The sequence below is a fragment of the Psychrobacter sp. SC65A.3 genome, assembly GCF_025642195.1.
Lineage (GTDB): Bacteria > Pseudomonadota > Gammaproteobacteria > Pseudomonadales > Moraxellaceae > Psychrobacter > Psychrobacter cryohalolentis.
The window spans coordinates 2285078-2302762 of the sequence record NZ_CP106752.1 but is presented as its reverse complement, the minus strand read 5'-3'; the positions used below and the strand labels follow the sequence as shown (position 1 = coordinate 2302762).

The 17685-nt window shown below is 44.4% G+C and carries 15 protein-coding genes; 13 read left to right on the top strand and 2 right to left on the bottom strand.

Going from position 1 to position 17685, the window contains the following annotated elements; translation table 11 throughout:
• Positions 1-88: 88 nt before the first annotated feature.
• The 11 genes from nuoE (at position 89) to OEG80_RS09630 (ending at position 13954) form a co-directional block, all read left to right on the top strand.
• Positions 89-598, top strand: coding sequence for an NADH-quinone oxidoreductase subunit NuoE (nuoE, locus tag OEG80_RS09680; protein WP_149493047.1), 510 nt, complete (start codon positions 89-91; stop codon positions 596-598).
• A complete protein-coding gene (gene nuoF / locus OEG80_RS09675) occupies positions 595-2019 on the top strand; it encodes an NADH-quinone oxidoreductase subunit NuoF (protein WP_263240631.1) in 1425 nt (474 codons plus the stop codon). The genes nuoE and nuoF overlap by 4 nt, the downstream gene beginning before the upstream one ends.
• 10 nt (positions 2020-2029) lie before the next feature.
• On the top strand, positions 2030-5149 hold the full coding sequence (gene nuoG / locus OEG80_RS09670) for an NADH-quinone oxidoreductase subunit NuoG (RefSeq protein ID WP_263240629.1): 3120 nt from the start codon (positions 2030-2032) through the stop codon (positions 5147-5149).
• 58 nt (positions 5150-5207) lie between these two features.
• The gene (nuoH, locus tag OEG80_RS09665; protein ID WP_041753375.1) at positions 5208-6203 is read left to right on the top strand and encodes an NADH-quinone oxidoreductase subunit NuoH; all 996 of its coding nucleotides are present in this window, start codon (positions 5208-5210) and stop codon (positions 6201-6203) included.
• Positions 6204-6258: 55 nt separating this feature from the next.
• A complete protein-coding gene (nuoI, locus tag OEG80_RS09660; RefSeq protein WP_011512931.1) occupies positions 6259-6807 on the top strand; it encodes an NADH-quinone oxidoreductase subunit NuoI in 549 nt (182 codons plus the stop codon).
• Positions 6804-7547 (top strand): NADH-quinone oxidoreductase subunit J, encoded by a 744-nt coding sequence (gene nuoJ / locus OEG80_RS09655; RefSeq protein WP_263240627.1) that lies wholly within the window; start codon positions 6804-6806, stop codon positions 7545-7547. Before nuoI ends, nuoJ begins: the two co-directional genes overlap by 4 nt.
• 98 nt (positions 7548-7645) lie before the next feature.
• Positions 7646-7954 carry an NADH-quinone oxidoreductase subunit NuoK gene (nuoK, locus tag OEG80_RS09650; RefSeq protein WP_041753378.1) on the top strand — a complete coding sequence of 103 codons (309 nt, stop codon included), beginning with the start codon at positions 7646-7648 and terminating at the stop codon, positions 7952-7954.
• A gap of 4 nt (positions 7955-7958) precedes the next feature.
• Positions 7959-9833, top strand: a complete 1875-nt coding sequence (gene nuoL / locus OEG80_RS09645) for an NADH-quinone oxidoreductase subunit L (RefSeq protein ID WP_263240624.1) — start codon at positions 7959-7961, stop codon at positions 9831-9833.
• Position 9834: 1 nt separating this feature from the next.
• Complete coding sequence (nuoM, locus tag OEG80_RS09640; RefSeq protein WP_149409791.1) at positions 9835-11460, top strand: NADH-quinone oxidoreductase subunit M; 1626 nt, start codon at positions 9835-9837, stop codon at positions 11458-11460.
• A gap of 3 nt (positions 11461-11463) precedes the next feature.
• Complete coding sequence (locus OEG80_RS09635) at positions 11464-12942, top strand: NADH-quinone oxidoreductase subunit N (RefSeq protein ID WP_263240622.1); 1479 nt, start codon at positions 11464-11466, stop codon at positions 12940-12942.
• Positions 12943-13123: 181 nt separating this feature from the next.
• Positions 13124-13954 carry a ferredoxin--NADP reductase gene (locus OEG80_RS09630; protein ID WP_263240620.1) on the top strand — a complete coding sequence of 277 codons (831 nt, stop codon included), beginning with the start codon at positions 13124-13126 and terminating at the stop codon, positions 13952-13954.
• Between the two features lie 161 nt (positions 13955-14115).
• On the opposite strand, the gene OEG80_RS09625 is transcribed toward OEG80_RS09630, so the two are convergent.
• The gene (locus OEG80_RS09625) at positions 14116-14925 is read right to left on the bottom strand and encodes a hypothetical protein (RefSeq protein WP_263240618.1); all 810 of its coding nucleotides are present in this window, start codon (positions 14923-14925) and stop codon (positions 14116-14118) included.
• A gap of 254 nt (positions 14926-15179) precedes the next feature.
• Here OEG80_RS09625 and OEG80_RS09620 point away from each other — a divergent pair, with 254 nt between their 5' ends.
• Together OEG80_RS09620 and OEG80_RS09615 are read left to right on the top strand one after the other, a co-directional pair.
• Entirely contained in the window at positions 15180-16124 is a 945-nt protein-coding gene (locus OEG80_RS09620; protein ID WP_263240616.1) for an energy transducer TonB, read from the top strand.
• Positions 16125-16189: 65 nt separating this feature from the next.
• Positions 16190-17065 carry a mechanosensitive ion channel family protein gene (locus OEG80_RS09615; protein WP_263240615.1) on the top strand — a complete coding sequence of 292 codons (876 nt, stop codon included), beginning with the start codon at positions 16190-16192 and terminating at the stop codon, positions 17063-17065.
• Here OEG80_RS09615 and ybeY read toward each other — a convergent pair.
• Positions 17062-17670 (bottom strand): rRNA maturation RNase YbeY, encoded by a 609-nt coding sequence (gene ybeY / locus OEG80_RS09610; protein ID WP_263240612.1) that lies wholly within the window; start codon positions 17668-17670, stop codon positions 17062-17064. The two genes, OEG80_RS09615 and ybeY, sit on opposite strands and share 4 nt — an antisense overlap.
• Between the last annotated feature and the right edge of the window lie 15 nt (positions 17671-17685).

Here is a 17685-nt window from a genome sequence, read left to right as displayed (position 1 = left end):
TATTATCGCCAAACTGGCACACCAAAACACTGTCATTGCGCCGTGAGCGTAATACAAACAGTGGGCTGAGTGAGGAAAGAAAAAGATTATGAAAATTGTTTCCGATAAAATGCCAAAAGTAGATGTGGCAAGTATCCTAACTGCAGAAGAAATTGCGGCTATCCATGAGTTTATGCATCATTATCCCCATCCACGAGCAGCGTCTTTAGATTCGCTGAAAATCGTGCAAAAGCGTAACGGCTGGGTTGATGATGCACAAGTGAATGCGATTGCTAATATTTTAAATGTACCTATGACCGATATGGATGGGGTAGCAACCTTCTTTAACCGTATCTATCGTCAGCCAGTTGGTCGTCATGTCATCCTTGTTTGTGATTCGGTCGCTTGTTATTTAACAGGCTATGAAGCACTAGCAGCTGAATTAAAGTCGCAGCTGGGTATCAACTATGGTCAAACCACTGATGATGGTCGTTTTACGCTATTGCCGATTTGCTGTTTAGGTAACTGTGACAAAGGTCCTGCGGTATTGATTGATGAAGATACCTATGGTCCTGTCCAGCCTGAAGAAGTCGCCCAATTGTTGGAGCTATACGCATGAGATTAACTGTTTCAGAGCAGATTGCTCTTCGTAATCAAGGCAAAGCGCCAAGCCAACTTAATGAACAGCGTATTCCTATCTATGGCGATAGAGCGACTGCTACCAGTGAAACCAAACCACTGACATGGCGCTTAGCGCATCATGATGCTGTGCTTGATTTGGCCACTTATGAATCATTACGTGGTTTTGAAGCGTTAAAGATAGCGTTAAACCAATCGCCAGATGATACGTTAAATACTATCAAAGAAGCGGTGGTAAAAGGTCGCGGAGGTGCAGGTTTTCCAGCAGGTATTAAATGGTCGCTAATGGCACCACCTGATGGCGGTCCACGCTATCTAGTCTGTAATGCTGACGAGATGGAGCCGGGTACGTTTAAAGACCGTTTGCTCATGGAGCGTTTGCCACTTCAGCTTATTGAAGGCATGCTTATTTCTGCCTATGCGATTGGTGCAACAGCCGGTTATATCTTTATCCGTGGTGAATACATCTTAGCGGCAGAGCGTTTAAGTACAGCGATTGAAGAATTGCGTGCCAATAACTTAATTGGCGATAATATTTTAGGCTCAGATTTTAGTTTTGATTTACATGTGCATACGGGTGCTGGTCGTTATATCTGCGGTGAAGAAACGGCATTGATTAACTGCTTAGAAGGTCGTCGTGCTAATCCGCGTACCAAACCACCATTTCCACAGGTAGCTGGTGCATGGGGTCGACCAACCGTGGTTAATAACGTTGAAACTTTACATAATGTTTCAGCGATTATTTTGCATGGTAGCAAGTGGTATCAAGATTTACCAAAAGCCAAAGGTGTGGTCGAGACCCCCGGTACAAAGCTATTTGGCTGTTCTGGTTTGGTCAATGACCCCGGTCTTTGGGAATTACCATTTGGTTATACGGCGCGCGAAATCATCGAAGATTTCGCCGGTGGTATGCAGGAAGGTCGCACACTTAAGGCTTGGTTACCAGGCGGCGCATCAACGGATTTTTTAACCGCTGAGCATTTAGATACTGTCGTTGATTTTGACACCATTCAAAAAGCGGGTAGCCGTATGGGTACGGGTTTACTTATGGTCGTTGACGAAGAACAAGATATGGTGCCATTGGTACGTAATCTTGAGATTTTCTTTCAGCGCGAATCGTGTGGTTGGTGTACGCCATGCCGTGATGGTTTACCGTGGGGCGTCAAAATCCTTACCGCTATCAATGATGGCGAAGGGCAGATTGGCGATATTGAAAAGTTAGAAGGTTTAACCCGTGACTTATGGATCGGTAAAACCTTTTGCGCGCACGCCCCTGGTGCGATGGAACCACTGATGAGTGCAATTAAATATTTCCGTCCTGAGTTTGATCAAAAGATTGCGCAGGCGGTTGGTGAAGATGTCATTGAGGCTGCAGCCAATCAACAGCTAGATGTGAAATAAGGAGAGCGGCATGGCAGTCATACATATTGATGGAACCACTGTCGAAGTAGATAGCGCGGACAATTTGCTACAAGCATGCTTGTCCCTCGGCATTGATGTGCCGTATTTTTGTTATCACCCAGCCCTTGGTTCAGTAGGCTCTTGCCGTCAGTGCGCGGTTAAGCAATATATGACCAAAGAAGATATGGAAGCAGGTCGCGGTCGCCTTGTGATGTCCTGTATGGTCGCCCCAGGCGATGATATGTACATCTCAGTGACTGATGATGAAGCGAAGGCGTTCCGTAAGTCGATGGTTGAGCTGTTGATGATTAACCATCCGCATGACTGCCCAACCTGTGAAGAAGGTGGACACTGTCATTTACAAGATATGACCTATATGTCAGGTCATCATCGTCGTCGCTACCGCTTTACTAAGCGCACTCACCATAACCAAGAACTTGGTCCGTTTATCGCGCATGAGATGAACCGCTGTATCGCTTGCTATCGCTGTGTCCGTTTTTATAAAGACTATGCAGGCGGCGAAGATTTGGGTGTTTATGGCTCAAATGAACGCGTTTATTTTGGTCGTGATAAAGATGGTCAGTTTGAAAGTGAGTTTTCAGGTAACCTAACGGAAGTCTGTCCAACGGGTGTATTTACCGATAAGACACATTCGGATCGTTATAACCGTAAGTGGGATATGCAGTATGCACCAAGCATCTGTCATGGCTGCTCAGCAGGTTGTAATATTTCTGCTGGTGAGCGCTACGGTGAATTGCGCCGTATCGAAAACCGCTATAACGGTGAAGTAAATCGTTATTTCTTATGTGACCGTGGTCGTTTTGGTTATGGCTATGTCAATCGTGAAGACCGCCCAACCCAAGCGCTTGAACGTATCAATGATAAACACGTCAAAATCAATATTGACTATGCTCTTGATGAAACTATTAAGCGTATTAAAGACAAAAAAGTCATTGGTATTGGTTCGCCACGTGCCAGTTTAGAGACCAACTTTGCGCTTAAAAACCTCGTTGGTTTTGATAATTTTTCAACGGGTCTTAATCATCAGCAGCAAGCATTGGTCAATAAATGTATTGAAGTCTTGAGTACTGAGGGTATTTATAACCCAGGTATGACCGATATTGAAAGCCACGATGCGGTACTGATTTTGGGTGAAGATATCACTCAAACGTCATCACGTGTGGCACTCTCTATCCGTCAAGCGGCGAAAAATGAAGCCATAAAAATGGCGGCTGCTACCAAAACGCAATCGTGGTTGGCTGAGCCAGTCAAACGTATTGCTCAAGGTGCACAAAGCCCAGTATATGTCATTGATGTGACTCAAACCAAACTTGAAGATATCAGTAAAGTTAGTGTCGTAGCGACTCCTAAAGACATCACTAAACTTGGTTTTAAAGTTGCGGATGAAATTGCTAAATTTGCTGATAATTTAGCAAAAATAGTCGACCCGCAAAGCAATGAGAAAGAGGCTAATGCCAATATTGGCGCTGATCCTATGCAAGCGCTGGTACAGCAAATCGCTTATGACTTGATCCAAGCGGACAAGCCGTTGGTTGTCTCTGGTAGCAGCTTATCGTCTATTGCTTTGATAGAAGCAGCAGCGCAAATCACGCAAGCATTAAGCCAAAAGCGTGCAGCGATCAAAGCAACTGAGCAGTATGAAGTTGAGACACATAATGCCAAAGTTGCAGCAGCTGAAGCGCAAGCACAAACAACAACGGCGCAGCAAACAGAAGATAAAGATCTGTCTGCCAAGCCAAATAAGCCTGAAACGGGCGTTAATACTGAAGCACAAGACGATGTTGAACGTCAGCCTGCAACCAAACTTGAGCTAAAAGAAGTCAATAAAAAGTATCATGCTCAAGCGGGTATCTATTTAGCAGTGACAGATGCTAATAGTATCGGTGTTTGTTTACTCGGCGGTCATTCAGTTGAAGAATTGCTGGCGACTGATTTTGATGTGGTGCTAGTCGCTGAAAATCAGCTGACTGATGCTATTGATGCGAATAAATTAACACAGCTATTGACTGATAAAACCGTCATTGCGTTAGATCATCAATTGCTGGATTGGCACAAAGACGTCGATATTGTATTGCCAGCAGCCACTTTTGCTGAAGCAGACGGCACGCTTATTTCTGCCGAAGGTCGTGCGCAGCGCTTCTTCCAAGTTTATGATAATGACTATTATCATCCGCTTAGTAGTATTAAAGAAGGTTGGCGCTGGTTGCATGCCGTACATAGCAGCTTAGAAGGTCGCGATGTTGATTGGACGCAGCTTGACGATGTTATCAATGCTTTGATAGCGACCCATCCTAAGCTTGCTGGTATCAAAGAAGCTGCACCCGATGCTGATTACCGTATGACGGGTCTAAAAATTGCCCGTCAGCCACGTCGTTACTCAGGTCGTACTTCTATGCGCGCGCCTGTCTCTGTCCATGAGCCAATGCAGCCAAAAGATTTGGATACCGGTTTAACCTTTTCAATGGAAGGCTATAGCGGTAAGCAAACCCCAAGCGCGATGATTCCTTTTGCGCAATCTGCCGGTTGGAACTCACCGCAAGCTTGGAACAAATACCAAGATAAAGTGGGTGGTAGTCTTAGAAATGGTGATCCGGGTGTGCGTTTGTTCGATCAGTTAGAGCGTTTAGCTACGCGCCAATATGTTGCGCCAGAAGTTAGCTCAGTAGCTACGACGGATATGCATCAAGGGCAAGCCAAATTGGTGCCTATTTATAACATTTATGCCAGCTCAATGATGGCATCGCGTAGCCCAGTCGTTGCTGAACAATTACCAGTAGCTGCATGGCGTATAGGGATTGATGACGCAAAAGATTGGAATATCGTGGCTGGTGATTATCTAGCGATTGAGATTGATAAACAGCAAATCACGCTGCCAGTAGAGCTTGTTGGTTATTTAGCCGAAGGTTGTATCGGTTATCCTGTCGGTCAGGTGAGCATTATTCATCCATCGATGCCAGCGTCAGTACGTAAAGTCGATGCACCTATTACGATGATGGGCGGCTTGGCTAATGACGCTATTGGCAATTCTGAAAATGGCAGTGCTTTAAACAGCTTTGAAGATAACAATAACCGCGCCGCGCCAGTAAGCACAGCGCCGACCACCACATAGGAGGTGTAATATGCAAGTCACTCGTATTATCCCTGATGTGCCAAGTTTTTTGGCGAGTATGATGACCTTTGATACTTGGTCCATACTTTTTATGGTCGTACAATCGCTGGTCATCTTTTTGGTAGTGGTCATTGTAGCGGCAATGATGATTATCTATGAGCGCCGGATGCTAGCACTCTGGCAAGACCGTTATGGTCCAAACCGTGTCGGTCCGTTCGGTTCGTTGCAATTAGTCGCCGATATGCTCAAAATCTTCTTTAAAGAAGATTGGACGCCAAATTTTACCGATAAGTTTATGTTTACTCTGGCGCCTGCGGTTGCCATGTTTACCGCTCTGGCTTCATTTGCCATTATTCCTATCTCACCAACCCTTGGCGTTGCTGATTGGGATATTGGTATTTTATTCTTTTTTGCCATGGCTGGTATTGCAGTCTATGCAGTGCTGTTCGGTGGTTGGGCATCAGCCAATAAATTCTCATTACTGGGCGGCTTACGTTCAGCCGCGCAAACCATCAGTTATGAAGTGTTCTTAGGCTTGTCGTTGATGGGCGTTGTTGCCTTGACTGGCTCATTTAACTTACGTGCCATTGTTGAAGCGCAGGCTGATGGTTGGTATATCATTCCACAGTTCTTTGGCTTTTTAACCTTTGTCGTTGCTGGTGTTGCGGTCACGCATAGACATCCATTTGACCAACCAGAAGCTGAGCAAGAGCTGGCAGAAGGGTATCACGTTGAATATTCTGGCATGAAGTTCGGTATGTTCTTTATTGGCGAATACGTCAATGTTGTATTGATTTCTGCTTTGATGACCTGCTTATTCTTTGGTGGTTGGTTGGCACCTTTTAATTTAGATATTCCGTTTATTCCACCAGCTTTTTGGTTCATGATTAAGACGCTTTTCTTTATGACTATGTTTGTTTTAGCTCGAGGCTCACTCATGCGTCCGCGCTATGATCAGGTGATGAACTTTGGCTGGAAAGTCTGCCTGCCCGTAACCTTGATTAATCTATTGGTTACTGCTGCAGTCATTTTGATTTTTTCCCCAACGTTGTAATCATCACTAGCCATCACTGATGAACTAGGGTAAAGCTGAGAAGGATAATAATCCCATGTTTACTACGATAAAAAAGACCGTCATTGGACTATTTACCATTGTCCGCAGCATGTGGATGGTCAATAGTCATGCGCTCAGACCACGCGACACCATTCTTTATCCTGAGGTGCCAGTACCAGTGCCGCCACGTTTTCGTGGACGTATTATATTGTCGCGTGACCCTGACGGCGATGAGCGCTGCGTGGCTTGTAACTTGTGCGCTGTGGCATGTCCAGTTGGTTGTATCTCACTGCAAAAAGCGGAACGTGAAGATGGACGCTGGTATCCAGAGTTCTTCCGTATTAACTTTTCACGTTGTATTTTTTGTGGCTTGTGTGAAGAAGCTTGTCCTACGACAGCTATTCAGATGACTCCTGATTTTGAGATGGGCGAATACGTCCGTCAAGACTTGGTTTATGAAAAAGAGCATTTGCTGATTTCAGGACCGGGTAAATATCCCGATTATAACTATTATCGCGTGACGGGTATGGCGGTAGCAGATAAACCAAAAGGCGCGGCGCAAAATGAAGCGGCACCGATTGATCTAAGGAGCTTGCTACCATGATGAATATTTTAAATAATCCTGAATTGGCAGGGTTTTACTCATTAGCAGCGGTAGCAATATTTGCCAGTTTGCGCGTGGTAACCCAAGCCAATCCAGTGCATGCTATTTTATCAATGATTGTGTCATTACTGGCAATCGCTGGCATATTTTTTGTGATAGGTGCGCCGTTTGCTGGAGCACTTGAAATTGTCGTTTACGCGGGTGCCATTATGGTGCTGTTCGTCTTCGTGATTATGATGCTGAATTTAGGCATGCGTAATGATGAGCGGGAAGAGCGTTGGCTTGATGCCGGTACTTGGGCGATACCGACGGGCTTGACAATTATTATTGCGGTTGTGCTGTATGCAATGATTGGTCTCAATCATAACGAAGCTGCTGTAATTGGCGGTACTACGATTTCAGCCAAAGCAGTGGGTACGGTGTTATTTACCAAATATATTATGTTGATAGAAGTAGCCGCATTGCTACTACTCGCGGCCTTAGTTGCGGCTTATCATTTAGGCAAAGAAGCTATCGATGACGAGATTATCGGTAATGATAGTCTAGTAGCCAGTCCAAATGTCGGTAGTATTGAGCTGTACGAAAACGACAGCATGCACACCAATAACGATGTAGTAAAGATGGCAAAACCATACGAATATAAAGATGTCGACCCGCATGATTATGTGGGCATGAAGGTCGGCATGAAAGCAGGTACGCAGAACGGTATGAAGAAAGTCACGCGCAAGGAGTCAGACTGATGGTACTAGCAGCAAGCGTGGCACAAGATATTGCCAATGTGCCGTTTGCCCATGAAGTAGCAGGCTTAGTGCAGCCGGTTGCTGAGGCGCAAAATGTACTGGGTCTGATACCCATGAGCCATGGATTAATCTTGGCGGGTATTTTATTTGCGATTGGTCTGTGCGGTGTTATGGTACGGCGTAATTTTCTATTTATGCTAATGAGCCTTGAGATCATGATGAATGCGGCGGCACTAGCATTTGTGGTAGCAGGTAGTCGTTGGGTCGATCCAGATGGACAGATTATGTTTATCTTTATCTTGACCTTAGCAGCAGCAGAGGCCGCTATTGGTTTAGCAATATTATTGCGTTTTTATCATCAGCGTGGGCATCTCGATGTCGACAGCGCCAATGAGATGAAAGGATGATGTCATGAGTTTATTACCATTAACCTTTATATTCCCGCTCGTTGGCTTTTTGATTCTAGCCTTTATGCGCGATAAATTAAGCGAGCAGGTGGCAGCGATTGTTGGTGTCGGTAGTATGCTGCTATCAGCGCTCTGTACGCTGATCGTCAGCTATACCTTTTTAACAAGCAACCCTGCCGGTACGGTTATCGAGATTCCGCTATGGACTTGGTTCCAAGTCGGGGATTTTGCGCCAAATTTTGGCTTAAGCTTTGATGGCTTAGCATTAACGATGACGGGTGTTATTACCGGTATCGGCTTTTTGATTCATCTGTTTGCCGCATGGTATATGAAAGGTGAAACAGGCTTTGCGCGCTTCTTTAGCTATATGAACTTATTCGTCGCCAGTATGTTATTACTGGTGTTAGCGGATAACTTGTTCTTGCTATATCTTGGCTGGGAAGGCGTCGGTATCTGTTCTTACTTGCTAATTGGTTTTTACTATCATGACCGCGCTAATGGTCGAGCAGCGATAAAAGCCTTTACCGTGACCCGTGTTGGTGATGTGTTCTTAGCATTTGGTTTGTTTTTATTATTCCGCGAATTTGGCACGCTTAATATTCAAGAGATTATTACCCGTGCCCCGGAAGTATTTGATATCAATAATCCAACCATGATTCTAACTACCATGATGTTGGTTGGTGGGGCGATGGGGAAATCAGCGCAGCTACCATTACATACATGGCTGGCTGATGCAATGGCAGGTCCAACGCCAGTATCGGCATTGATTCACGCAGCGACGATGGTTACCGCTGGTGTTTATCTGATTGCCCGTCTACATCCGTTATTTATATTAACACCTGGTGTACTATTGTACTGGGTTGGGGCAGTGGGCGCATTAACGCTGGTTATTGCAGGATTCTGTGCGTTGGCACAAACGGACATCAAGCGTATCCTTGCTTATTCGACTATGAGCCAAATTGGCTATATGTTCTTAGCACTCGGTGTTGGCGCATGGCAAGGTGCTATCTTCCATTTGATGACCCATGCTTTCTTTAAAGCGTTGTTATTCTTATCATCAGGTGCAGTCATCCTTTCGGTACATCATGAGCAAAATATCTTTAAGATGGGCGGCTTACGTAAAAAGATTCCATTGGTTTTTTGGTGCTATATCGTCGGTGGCGGTGCACTTGCCGCGATACCTTGGGTCACCGTTGGTTTTTACTCTAAAGAAGCCATTCTTTGGGAGAGTTATGCAACTGGTCATATGGTCTTATTCTATATGGGCGTATTCGGTGCTTTCTTAACCGCGCTTTATACCTTCCGTATGATTTGGATTATCTTCTTTGGTGAAGAGAAAACGCATGCCCATAAACTATCTGGTGTGTCATATTGGCTGCCGCTTAGTGTGTTGCTCGTATTATCTACGGCAGTGGGTGCATTTATTACCCCGCCATTGCAAGGCGTATTGCCAGAAAGTGTTGGGCATTTATTAGAAGTTGCTGGTCAAGCACATGGTAAGCATACGGCTGAGTTTATCGCGATGGGTGCGATGGCAGCAGGCTTGATATTGGCGGCGCTATTATATGTCGTTAATAAAGGTCGACTGCTGACCAGCTTTAAGCGCACGCGTATCGGTGGGGCGCTGTATCATTGGTGCTATCACGGTATGGGCTTTGACGCGCTATACGATATAGTTTTTGTAAAACCCTTTTTGTTCATCGGCCGCTTATTTAAAGCCGACCCTATCGATAAAACGTGGCTGTTATTACCTAAGCTGGCATCAGCGGGTAATAAGGTATTGTCTGCGACGCAAACAGGGTCACTTCGAGGTTATGCTGCAAGCTTTGGCTTGGGTATGGCTGTATTGCTAGTGCTGGTAATGATGACGGTGGTATAAGATGATTGAGTTACAACAAACGTGGATGCTACCAGCATTAATCGCCATTCCTTTTATTGCAGGATTGCTATGTTGGCTGGTTGAACGCTTTAATAAACGCTTGCCGCGCTGGATTGCCTTAATTGGTATGACGTTGACCTTTGTGTTGTCAATGGTACTGTGGCAATACGGTGATTTTTCTGGCATGAGTCAGCAAGTCATTGCGCCAGATGCAAATGTGCCTTGGGTGGCTGAATTTAGTGTGCCTTGGATACCTAGTTTCGGTATCAGTTTTCATTTGGCGTTAGATGGTTTATCGCTAATGATGGTTGCATTAACTGGTCTGCTCGGTGTTGCCGCAGTTGCCTGTTCGTGGAATGAGATTCAGCGTCGAGTCGGCTTTTTCCATCTCAACCTTTTGTGGAGTTTGGGCGGCGTCATCGGTGTTTTCTTAGCCATTGATATGTTCCTATTCTTCTTCTTTTGGGAGATGATGCTGGTTCCTATCTACTTCTTGATCGCTATTTGGGGTCATGACGTCGTTGGTAAAACCAAAGAATACGCAGCAACTAAGTTCTTTATATACACCCAAGCTTCTGGGCTAATCATGCTCGTCGGCATTTTGATATTGGTCATTATCAGCTACGCCCAAAAAGGCGTGGTCAGCTTTAACTATAATGATTTACTCGGTACGTCACTTGGCGGCTGGGAATATCCGATCATGCTGTGCTTCTTTATTGGCTTTGCGGTGAAGCTGCCAATTATTCCCTTCCACGGTTGGTTGCCAGATGCCCATGCGCAAGCACCAACGGCCGGTTCGGTGGATTTGGCAGGGGTTTTGATTAAGACCGCTGCTTATGGTTTGATTCGTTTTGTCCTGCCATTGTTCCCAGCTGCATCACAAGATTTTGCTCCGATTGCTATGACCTTGGGTACGATTGGTATCTTCTATGGCGCGTGGCTTGCCTTTATGCAAACCGATATGAAGCGTCTGCTTGCTTATACCAGTATCTCGCACATGGGCTTTGTAGTTTTGGCAATTTATGCCGGAACCTTACTTAGCTTACAAGGTTTGATGATTCAAATGCTTGCACATGGTCTAAGCTCCGCAGCGCTGTTTATTATGGCAGGGCAGTTGTATGAGCGCTTACATACGCGCGATTTGACCCTGATGGGCGGTATGTGGGGTCAGTTCCGTTATTACGCACCAATATTAATGTTCTTCTGTGCCGCCTTACTTGGTATTCCGGGTACAGGTAACTTTATCGGTGAATTCTTGATCTTGTTTGGTGCCTTTGCTCAGTATCCTGTGTTTGTGGTCTTAGCAACCTTTAGCCTAGTATTGGCAGGTTTATACTCACTTATATTAATTCATAAAGCGCTATTTGGTATCAACAACATTAAAGAAGTGGCATTAAAAGAAACCAAATCGCATGGTCTGCCGACGCGTCCGTTAAAAGATTTGGGTAAGCGTGAGCTATCGTTGCTGTTAATGCTAGCGGCAGGCTTGGTCTGGCTCGGACTATATCCACAGCCTTTCCTTGATACCTCAAGTCATGCGATGCAATGGATTAATAACGCTTATATATATAGTCAAGTAACACAAGTAGATGCCTCGCAGCTGCTTGATGCAATGGAGGCACGTTAAGTCATGAACGATTTTACGATGAATGATTTGATGGGGCTATTGCCTTATGCACCAATCATTGCGGTAGTCATTACGGTATTGGCGGTGATGATTGCCATCACGATGAAGCGCTCACATATGGTGACCGGTACAATTTCGGTCATCGGTCTCAATATCGGTCTGTTTATTTTGCTTGGGCAAATGGCAGGTATAGTCGATAGTGGAACGCTTGTGCCAGCGGCTGAGCAGTTATTTGTGATTGATAATTTTGCTCAGTTTAACATGGTGATTATTTTTATCTGTGCATTGGCTTGTTGTACGTTGTCTTATGCGTATTTAGCAAACCTCAAAGATAATAAAGAAGAGCTGTATTTGCTTATGTTGTTATCGACGATTGGTGCACTGCTTATGGTTTGCGCCCAGCATTTGGCATCATTCTTTATGAGCCTTGAGATGCTATCGATACCGCTATATGGCATGTTGTCCTATACCTATATGCGCACCCGCTCGCTTGAGTCAGGGCTGAAATACTTAGTCCTATCAGCGACTGCATCAGCAACGCTGCTGATGGGTATGGCATTTATCTATGCAGAAGTTGGCTCACTGGCATTTAAGCCTATTAGTTTAACTTTGGCTGATACGTTTGAATCGCCGCTGTTAATCTTAGGTGCAGCGATGATGATGTTTGGTATTGCCTTTAAACTTTCTGCTGCGCCCTTTCATATCTGGACACCTGATGTCTATGAAGGCGCCCCTGCACCTATCGCGACTTATCTGGCCTCGGTATCAAAAGTAGCGATGATGGCATTGGCAGTACGATTTTTAATTGATACCTCATTATTGGCATTGCCATCGGTACAGATGCTGTTGATGGTGATGGCAACTTTATCTATTTTGCTAGGTAACTTACTTGCGGTACGCCAAACCAGTCTCAAACGCTTGCTTGGTTATTCATCGATTGCCCATATGGGTTATGTGTTAATCGTAATTGTGAGCATTGGCTCTGCTGCTGATAGTATCTCTAGTATGTATATGGCAATTTATGCCTTTACCTCTATCGGTGCCTTTGGTGTCGTGACCTTGATGTCTAGCCCTTATCGCTTATCTGGTGAAGCCGATCAATTGATTCATTATCAAGGGCTGTTTTGGCGTCGTCCGGTATTGACTGGTGTCATGACTATCATGATGCTATCTCTAGCGGGTATTCCATTAACCGCAGGCTTTATCACGAAGCTATTTGCGATTCTTGCTGCAGTACAAGGTACCAACTGGTTCTTGGCAGCGATGATTATCCTCGGCAGTGCGATTGGCTTGTTCTATTACTTGCGCGTCTTGCTCACGCTATTTAAACGTCCAAAACAATTTATTGAATTTGACGTCTCGAAACAGTGGGGTCTACGTACTGGTGGTATCATGGTCATTGCAGTCACGGCGATCATCTTGTTCTTTGGCGTATTACCAAACAGTATGATTGAATGGGCAAGTTTGGCTCGTATTTGGTAAGCCTAAAAAATAGGGATACAAAGCTGAAATAAGTAGCGCTATATCCATACTACTACTTATTGATTGTTACGGTTCGAAAAACAAGATGCGCCCGCTTTATGATAAGCTTGGCGCATCTTTTTTTCGTGTTGTTTAAATTTTATAAAAATAAATGTTAATAAAATATAAGTGATTTATGACTATGAGCGACAATATTCAAACCTTAACAGTGCTAAGCAAAACCACTTGGACGCCAAATTTATTTAGCTTTACCGTCAGCCGTCCGGATAGCTTTAAATTTACGGCTGGGCAATTTGTACGTTTGGGTGTTAATCCCAGTCATTTAAACTACTATAAGCAGCAAGGCGAAGCAGGCAATGATGTCTCTAATGACGCACTAAACGAAGATATTTTTCGCGCTTATTCGATTGTATCTTCACCCTTTGATGAAGTATTAGAGTTTTTCTCTATTGTCATTCCTAATGGGGCATTTACCTCACAGTTGCAGCACTTAGAAGTAGGCGATGAGCTGCTGCTTAATACGATGCCTTTTGGCTTTTTAACATTGGCGCGTTATCAAAAGCCATTACCAAAAGATTTATGGTTGCTGGCTACGGGCACTGGTCTTGCGCCTTTCTTATCGATGCTGCAAGATTTAAAGACTTGGGAAGATTACGAGCATATTATCCTCGCATATAGCGCGCGCTCGATAGAAGAGTTGGCGTACGTTGATAAGATAAAAAGTCTGCAAGAAGACTTTGGCTCCTTGGTTGATAATCCTGCAAAATTAATCTTTATACCTGTTGTTACTCGTGAGCCTATCGAAGGTGCACTGACAGAGCGCCTGCCAAAATTGCTACTAGATGGAACGCTACAAGAGCGCGCAGGCATTGCTCTAGATGTCGATAGCACGCACATTATGCTATGTGGCAACCCAGATATGGTAGAAGATACCAAAGAGACGTTAAAGAGCTTAGGACTGGTGATGAATCGCCGCGGAGAAGGCAACATTGCGGTAGAAAATTACTGGTAATGAATGTCATAAAGTGTGATCGAGTTGCATTCTTTTAAAATTTTTAGCAAAAGAAAAATGCTGTATCTTGAAGACTCTCGTCTGGCAAGATACAGCATTTTTTTATAATAGTTGACAGTTATCAGATAGCAAAGTAATAAGAGCTAAGAGGTTATGATATTCTAAACTTGGCTTGCTACATTTTCTGTATCTAGTGGATGGACAGGACCTTGTACTTGTACTGGCTCGTCTTTTTCGCTGATAATATCTTCATTGCTATTTGAGGATAATAAATCACGATAATTAATCTGCGCTTTCAAAATCAATTGTTCTTCTTCAAGCTCACCATAGTTAACTTGTGCCTTATGTAACATGCCGATAATTTTCTTATTACTCTTCAGCCAACGATTAATATCAATATAAATAATCTCATTTTTGGCGCGTGCAATATCGATATAAGATAGGATAAAGCCCAACGGGTCTTTTTTCAGGATACGGTGGTAAAACCAAATAAATAGTTTGATACCTTGACGTTTAAGATAGGACTCACAGCGCAGATTTAGGATATCGGTATAGGTCAGTTGCCCAAAGACAAAGCGCTGTACATTGCGATCGAGCTGAGCATGTACCAGACGAAAGTTACTCGCCACCTCTGCATAAATGCCACCGGCATCGACCGTGCAATACAAGCGAAACCAGTCTTCATGTATCTCAACACGCAGCTCTAAGATGGCTTTGACATTATCCGTGACATAAGTTTTTAGCGCATCATTGACGTAGGCTTGTGTCAGCGGTAGCGCCAGCTCATCTTCTAGCTTATCGGTTGTACGGTTGTATAAGTCTTTAATAGATTGGGTCAGGCGATCCCAACCATCGCTGAATGATTCATCAAAGCGGTAGCCGAGATTCTCGAAAAAGTCATCAAAGTTGTCTGAATGATCGACATTATCACTCATGTTATTAAAGCTACTCAAACTTATTATCCTTATCATTATAAAAGCGTGACCGATATCAAACAGTATATATCAAAAACGAGGCGGGCAAAATGAACGTCTATTACTCATCAGCATACCTTTATTTTCGATATCAAATGCGCTGGGCTTATGCGATGAGTACAAGTTAGAACATACCTCTCACTGTAAGCAATGATAAATTGTTGAGAAGTTACTGTGAATTTACGGTATACGGTTGTGCTAGCGAGACAATTCTATGTCATGTTATGATGGCGCCGGCATGGGCAATAGATATGGATATTAACACGTTTATTGATGACCGCCTTTATATTCATAAGCTGAGACTGACTGCGGTGTATATTAAAGACTCACAAAGCTACCATTTTTCAGCGCAAGCACCAAAACGTGATATCAGCTTGCCGATGGCGATTGTTATTGCCATTAGCGTGCATGCGTTGATTATTTTCGGTATCAGTTTTTCGATGGGGCAAGACCCTGCCGGATTGATGCAAGACGTTGCTAAAGCCCTAACGGATAATAAGCAGCCAAATGAAGATGCGCAATTTATTGCTAATGCTTCGCAACAAGGCGGCGGTACAGTAAAAGAGCAATTGCGTCAAGAAACCGACCAAAGCAGCCCGTTATCCGCTGATCAAATGAGTGAGACGCAAGACGTGATTCGCTTGCAGCGGCAAGTACGCCAGCAGCATTATCAAGAAAGCTACCTGCGTACCACGCTAAGCTGGCGTCATGCAAGCGTAGAGTCTGACAATGATAGTAAGCAAGCGCAAGATGATATGAGGGTGCAAGAAGAGCGCCTACGTAAGCAGATTGCTACCTTAGAGGCGCAACTGTCTCAGCGTCAGCAGACTTATGCCACCAAGTCAAAAGTGGTGACCATGGACAGTAACTCAACGACCCATGGCGCGGCGGCCGATTATATCAATACCTTTCGTGAACACGTTGAGCGCGTTGGTAATCTGCAATATCCTGCCCAAGCACGGGCACAAGGTATCACGGGCGAAGTGCGTTTAATGGTCATTATCGCCAATAACGGTAATATCAAAGCCATTCGTTTGCTTGAGAGCTCAAATTCAACTATCTTAGATGAGGCGGCCAAACAATCAGTCAGGCAAGCCGCGCCATTTGGCAAATTTACCGCCGACATGAAAGACATCGTTGAGCTGCGTCTGATACGTACCTATCGTTATAGTGATACGGTAGAGGTGACGTATTAGCACCAGTAGCCCTGTATCTTAAAGTATTAAACAGATGAAACCCTGATATAGAATAAAGAGTTTATATGGAATTTTTAGGTTTTACCCTTGATATTGCTACCTTAACCAATAACGCTTTGAGTATTGCGGCCAAGGTTGCGCTAGCGCTGCTGATATTTGTGATAGGGCGCTGGCTTGCCAAAAAAGCCGTCACCTTTGCTCACGGTATGATGTTACGTGGTCGTTTAGATGAGACGGTCGCTAGCTTTTTAGGCCGCTTGATTTATGGTGTGCTATTGGTTGTGGTCGTTTTGGCAGCCTTGAGTAAAGTTGGCGTGCAGACCACCTCTGTCGTTGCTATCCTAGGCGGTGCAGCGGTTGCAATAGGTTTGTCGCTTAAAGATCAGCTGTCAAACTTTGCAGCGGGCATTATGATTGTCACTTTTCGCCCGTTTGTGCGCGGCGACTATGTGCAGATCAGCAGTTATACCGGTACCGTGACAGAGATTACTTTGGTAAATACCCATCTAACGACGATTAACAATCACGATGTCATCATTCCCAATAGCGATATCACCACTTCAGCAGTTACCAATTATACCTCATTGCCCAACCGCCGCGTCGATATCACCGTTGGTATCGGTTATGATGCTGATATCAAGACTGCCAAGGATGTCATGCTAAATTTGGCAATCAGTAATCCGAAGGCGTTTACTGATCCTGCACCGGTTATCCGCGTCACCAACTTGGGCGATAACTCCGTTGATTTAACTTTAAACGTTTGGACGACTAATGACGACTGGTGGTCAATGCAGTGCGATCTATTGGAACAGTTTAAATACGCGCTGGATGATAATAAAATTGATATTCCCTTCCCGCAGCGTAATGTCCATGTTAAAGGGCTTGACCAGATGATTAATCAGATGGACCAAGCACAAAAACTATTAACTAAAAAAGATTAGTTATAAGGGTTTGGGATATTGAGCCCTGCCAAAATTTCAATCTCAAAGCGCTCCATCTCATCTTGCTCGGCTTGGCCGAGCTCATGATCGAAACCGAGCAAATGCAGTATGCCATGAATTAATAAGTGGCTAATATGCTGCACAACTTCTTTGTTTTGCTCTGCTGCTTCACGTATCATCACCGCATGGCAAATGATTAGCTCTCCAAGCGGTAGCGTTGGCATCAGTCCAATAATTGCTGCTGGCAGGTCGCTTGGATAAGAGAGGATATTGGTTGCATAATCCTTTTGACGGGCTTCTAAATTCAGCTCGCGACCTTCATCTTCATCCGTAATATAAATATCGAGCACCTTAATCTTCTCTTGCCACTGCTCAGCATCGATATCGTCAAAGTATGGCAGTATCAGACCACCTTTTACCTGCTCATCAATATAGTTAAGTGTCGCCGCCATTACAGACAGCATCTGCTCCCGACTGTAAAAACTATCAAGTGTCTGGTCATCGATAAGCTCACTGGCACTAATATCAAGCGCGTCTAAGCTATTGTTCTCATTAGAATTATCATTAATGTTGTTGCTATCATCACTATTGCTGTCTTGGCTCATACCCTAATCCTTTTT

Bases quoted from the DNA above. Each gene is read 5' to 3' on its own strand.
- nuoE (WP_149493047.1), top strand. From the start codon at position 89: ATGAAAATTGTTTCCGATAAAATGCCAAAAGTAGATGTGGCAAGTATC.
- nuoF (WP_263240631.1), top strand. From the start codon at position 595: ATGAGATTAACTGTTTCAGAGCAGATTGCTCTTCGTAATCAAGGCAAA.
- nuoG (WP_263240629.1), top strand. From the start codon at position 2,030: ATGGCAGTCATACATATTGATGGAACCACTGTCGAAGTAGATAGCGCG.
- nuoH (WP_041753375.1), top strand. From the start codon at position 5,208: ATGATGACCTTTGATACTTGGTCCATACTTTTTATGGTCGTACAATCG.
- nuoI (WP_011512931.1), top strand. From the start codon at position 6,259: ATGTTTACTACGATAAAAAAGACCGTCATTGGACTATTTACCATTGTC.
- nuoJ (WP_263240627.1), top strand. From the start codon at position 6,804: ATGATGAATATTTTAAATAATCCTGAATTGGCAGGGTTTTACTCATTA.
- nuoL (WP_263240624.1), top strand. From the start codon at position 7,959: ATGAGTTTATTACCATTAACCTTTATATTCCCGCTCGTTGGCTTTTTG.
- nuoM (WP_149409791.1), top strand. From the start codon at position 9,835: ATGATTGAGTTACAACAAACGTGGATGCTACCAGCATTAATCGCCATT.
- OEG80_RS09635 (WP_263240622.1), top strand. From the start codon at position 11,464: ATGAACGATTTTACGATGAATGATTTGATGGGGCTATTGCCTTATGCA.
- OEG80_RS09630 (WP_263240620.1), top strand. From the start codon at position 13,124: ATGAGCGACAATATTCAAACCTTAACAGTGCTAAGCAAAACCACTTGG.
- OEG80_RS09625 (WP_263240618.1), bottom strand. From the start codon at position 14,925: ATGATAAGGATAATAAGTTTGAGTAGCTTTAATAACATGAGTGATAAT.
- OEG80_RS09620 (WP_263240616.1), top strand. From the start codon at position 15,180: ATGGATATTAACACGTTTATTGATGACCGCCTTTATATTCATAAGCTG.
- OEG80_RS09615 (WP_263240615.1), top strand. From the start codon at position 16,190: ATGGAATTTTTAGGTTTTACCCTTGATATTGCTACCTTAACCAATAAC.
- ybeY (WP_263240612.1), bottom strand. From the start codon at position 17,670: ATGAGCCAAGACAGCAATAGTGATGATAGCAACAACATTAATGATAAT.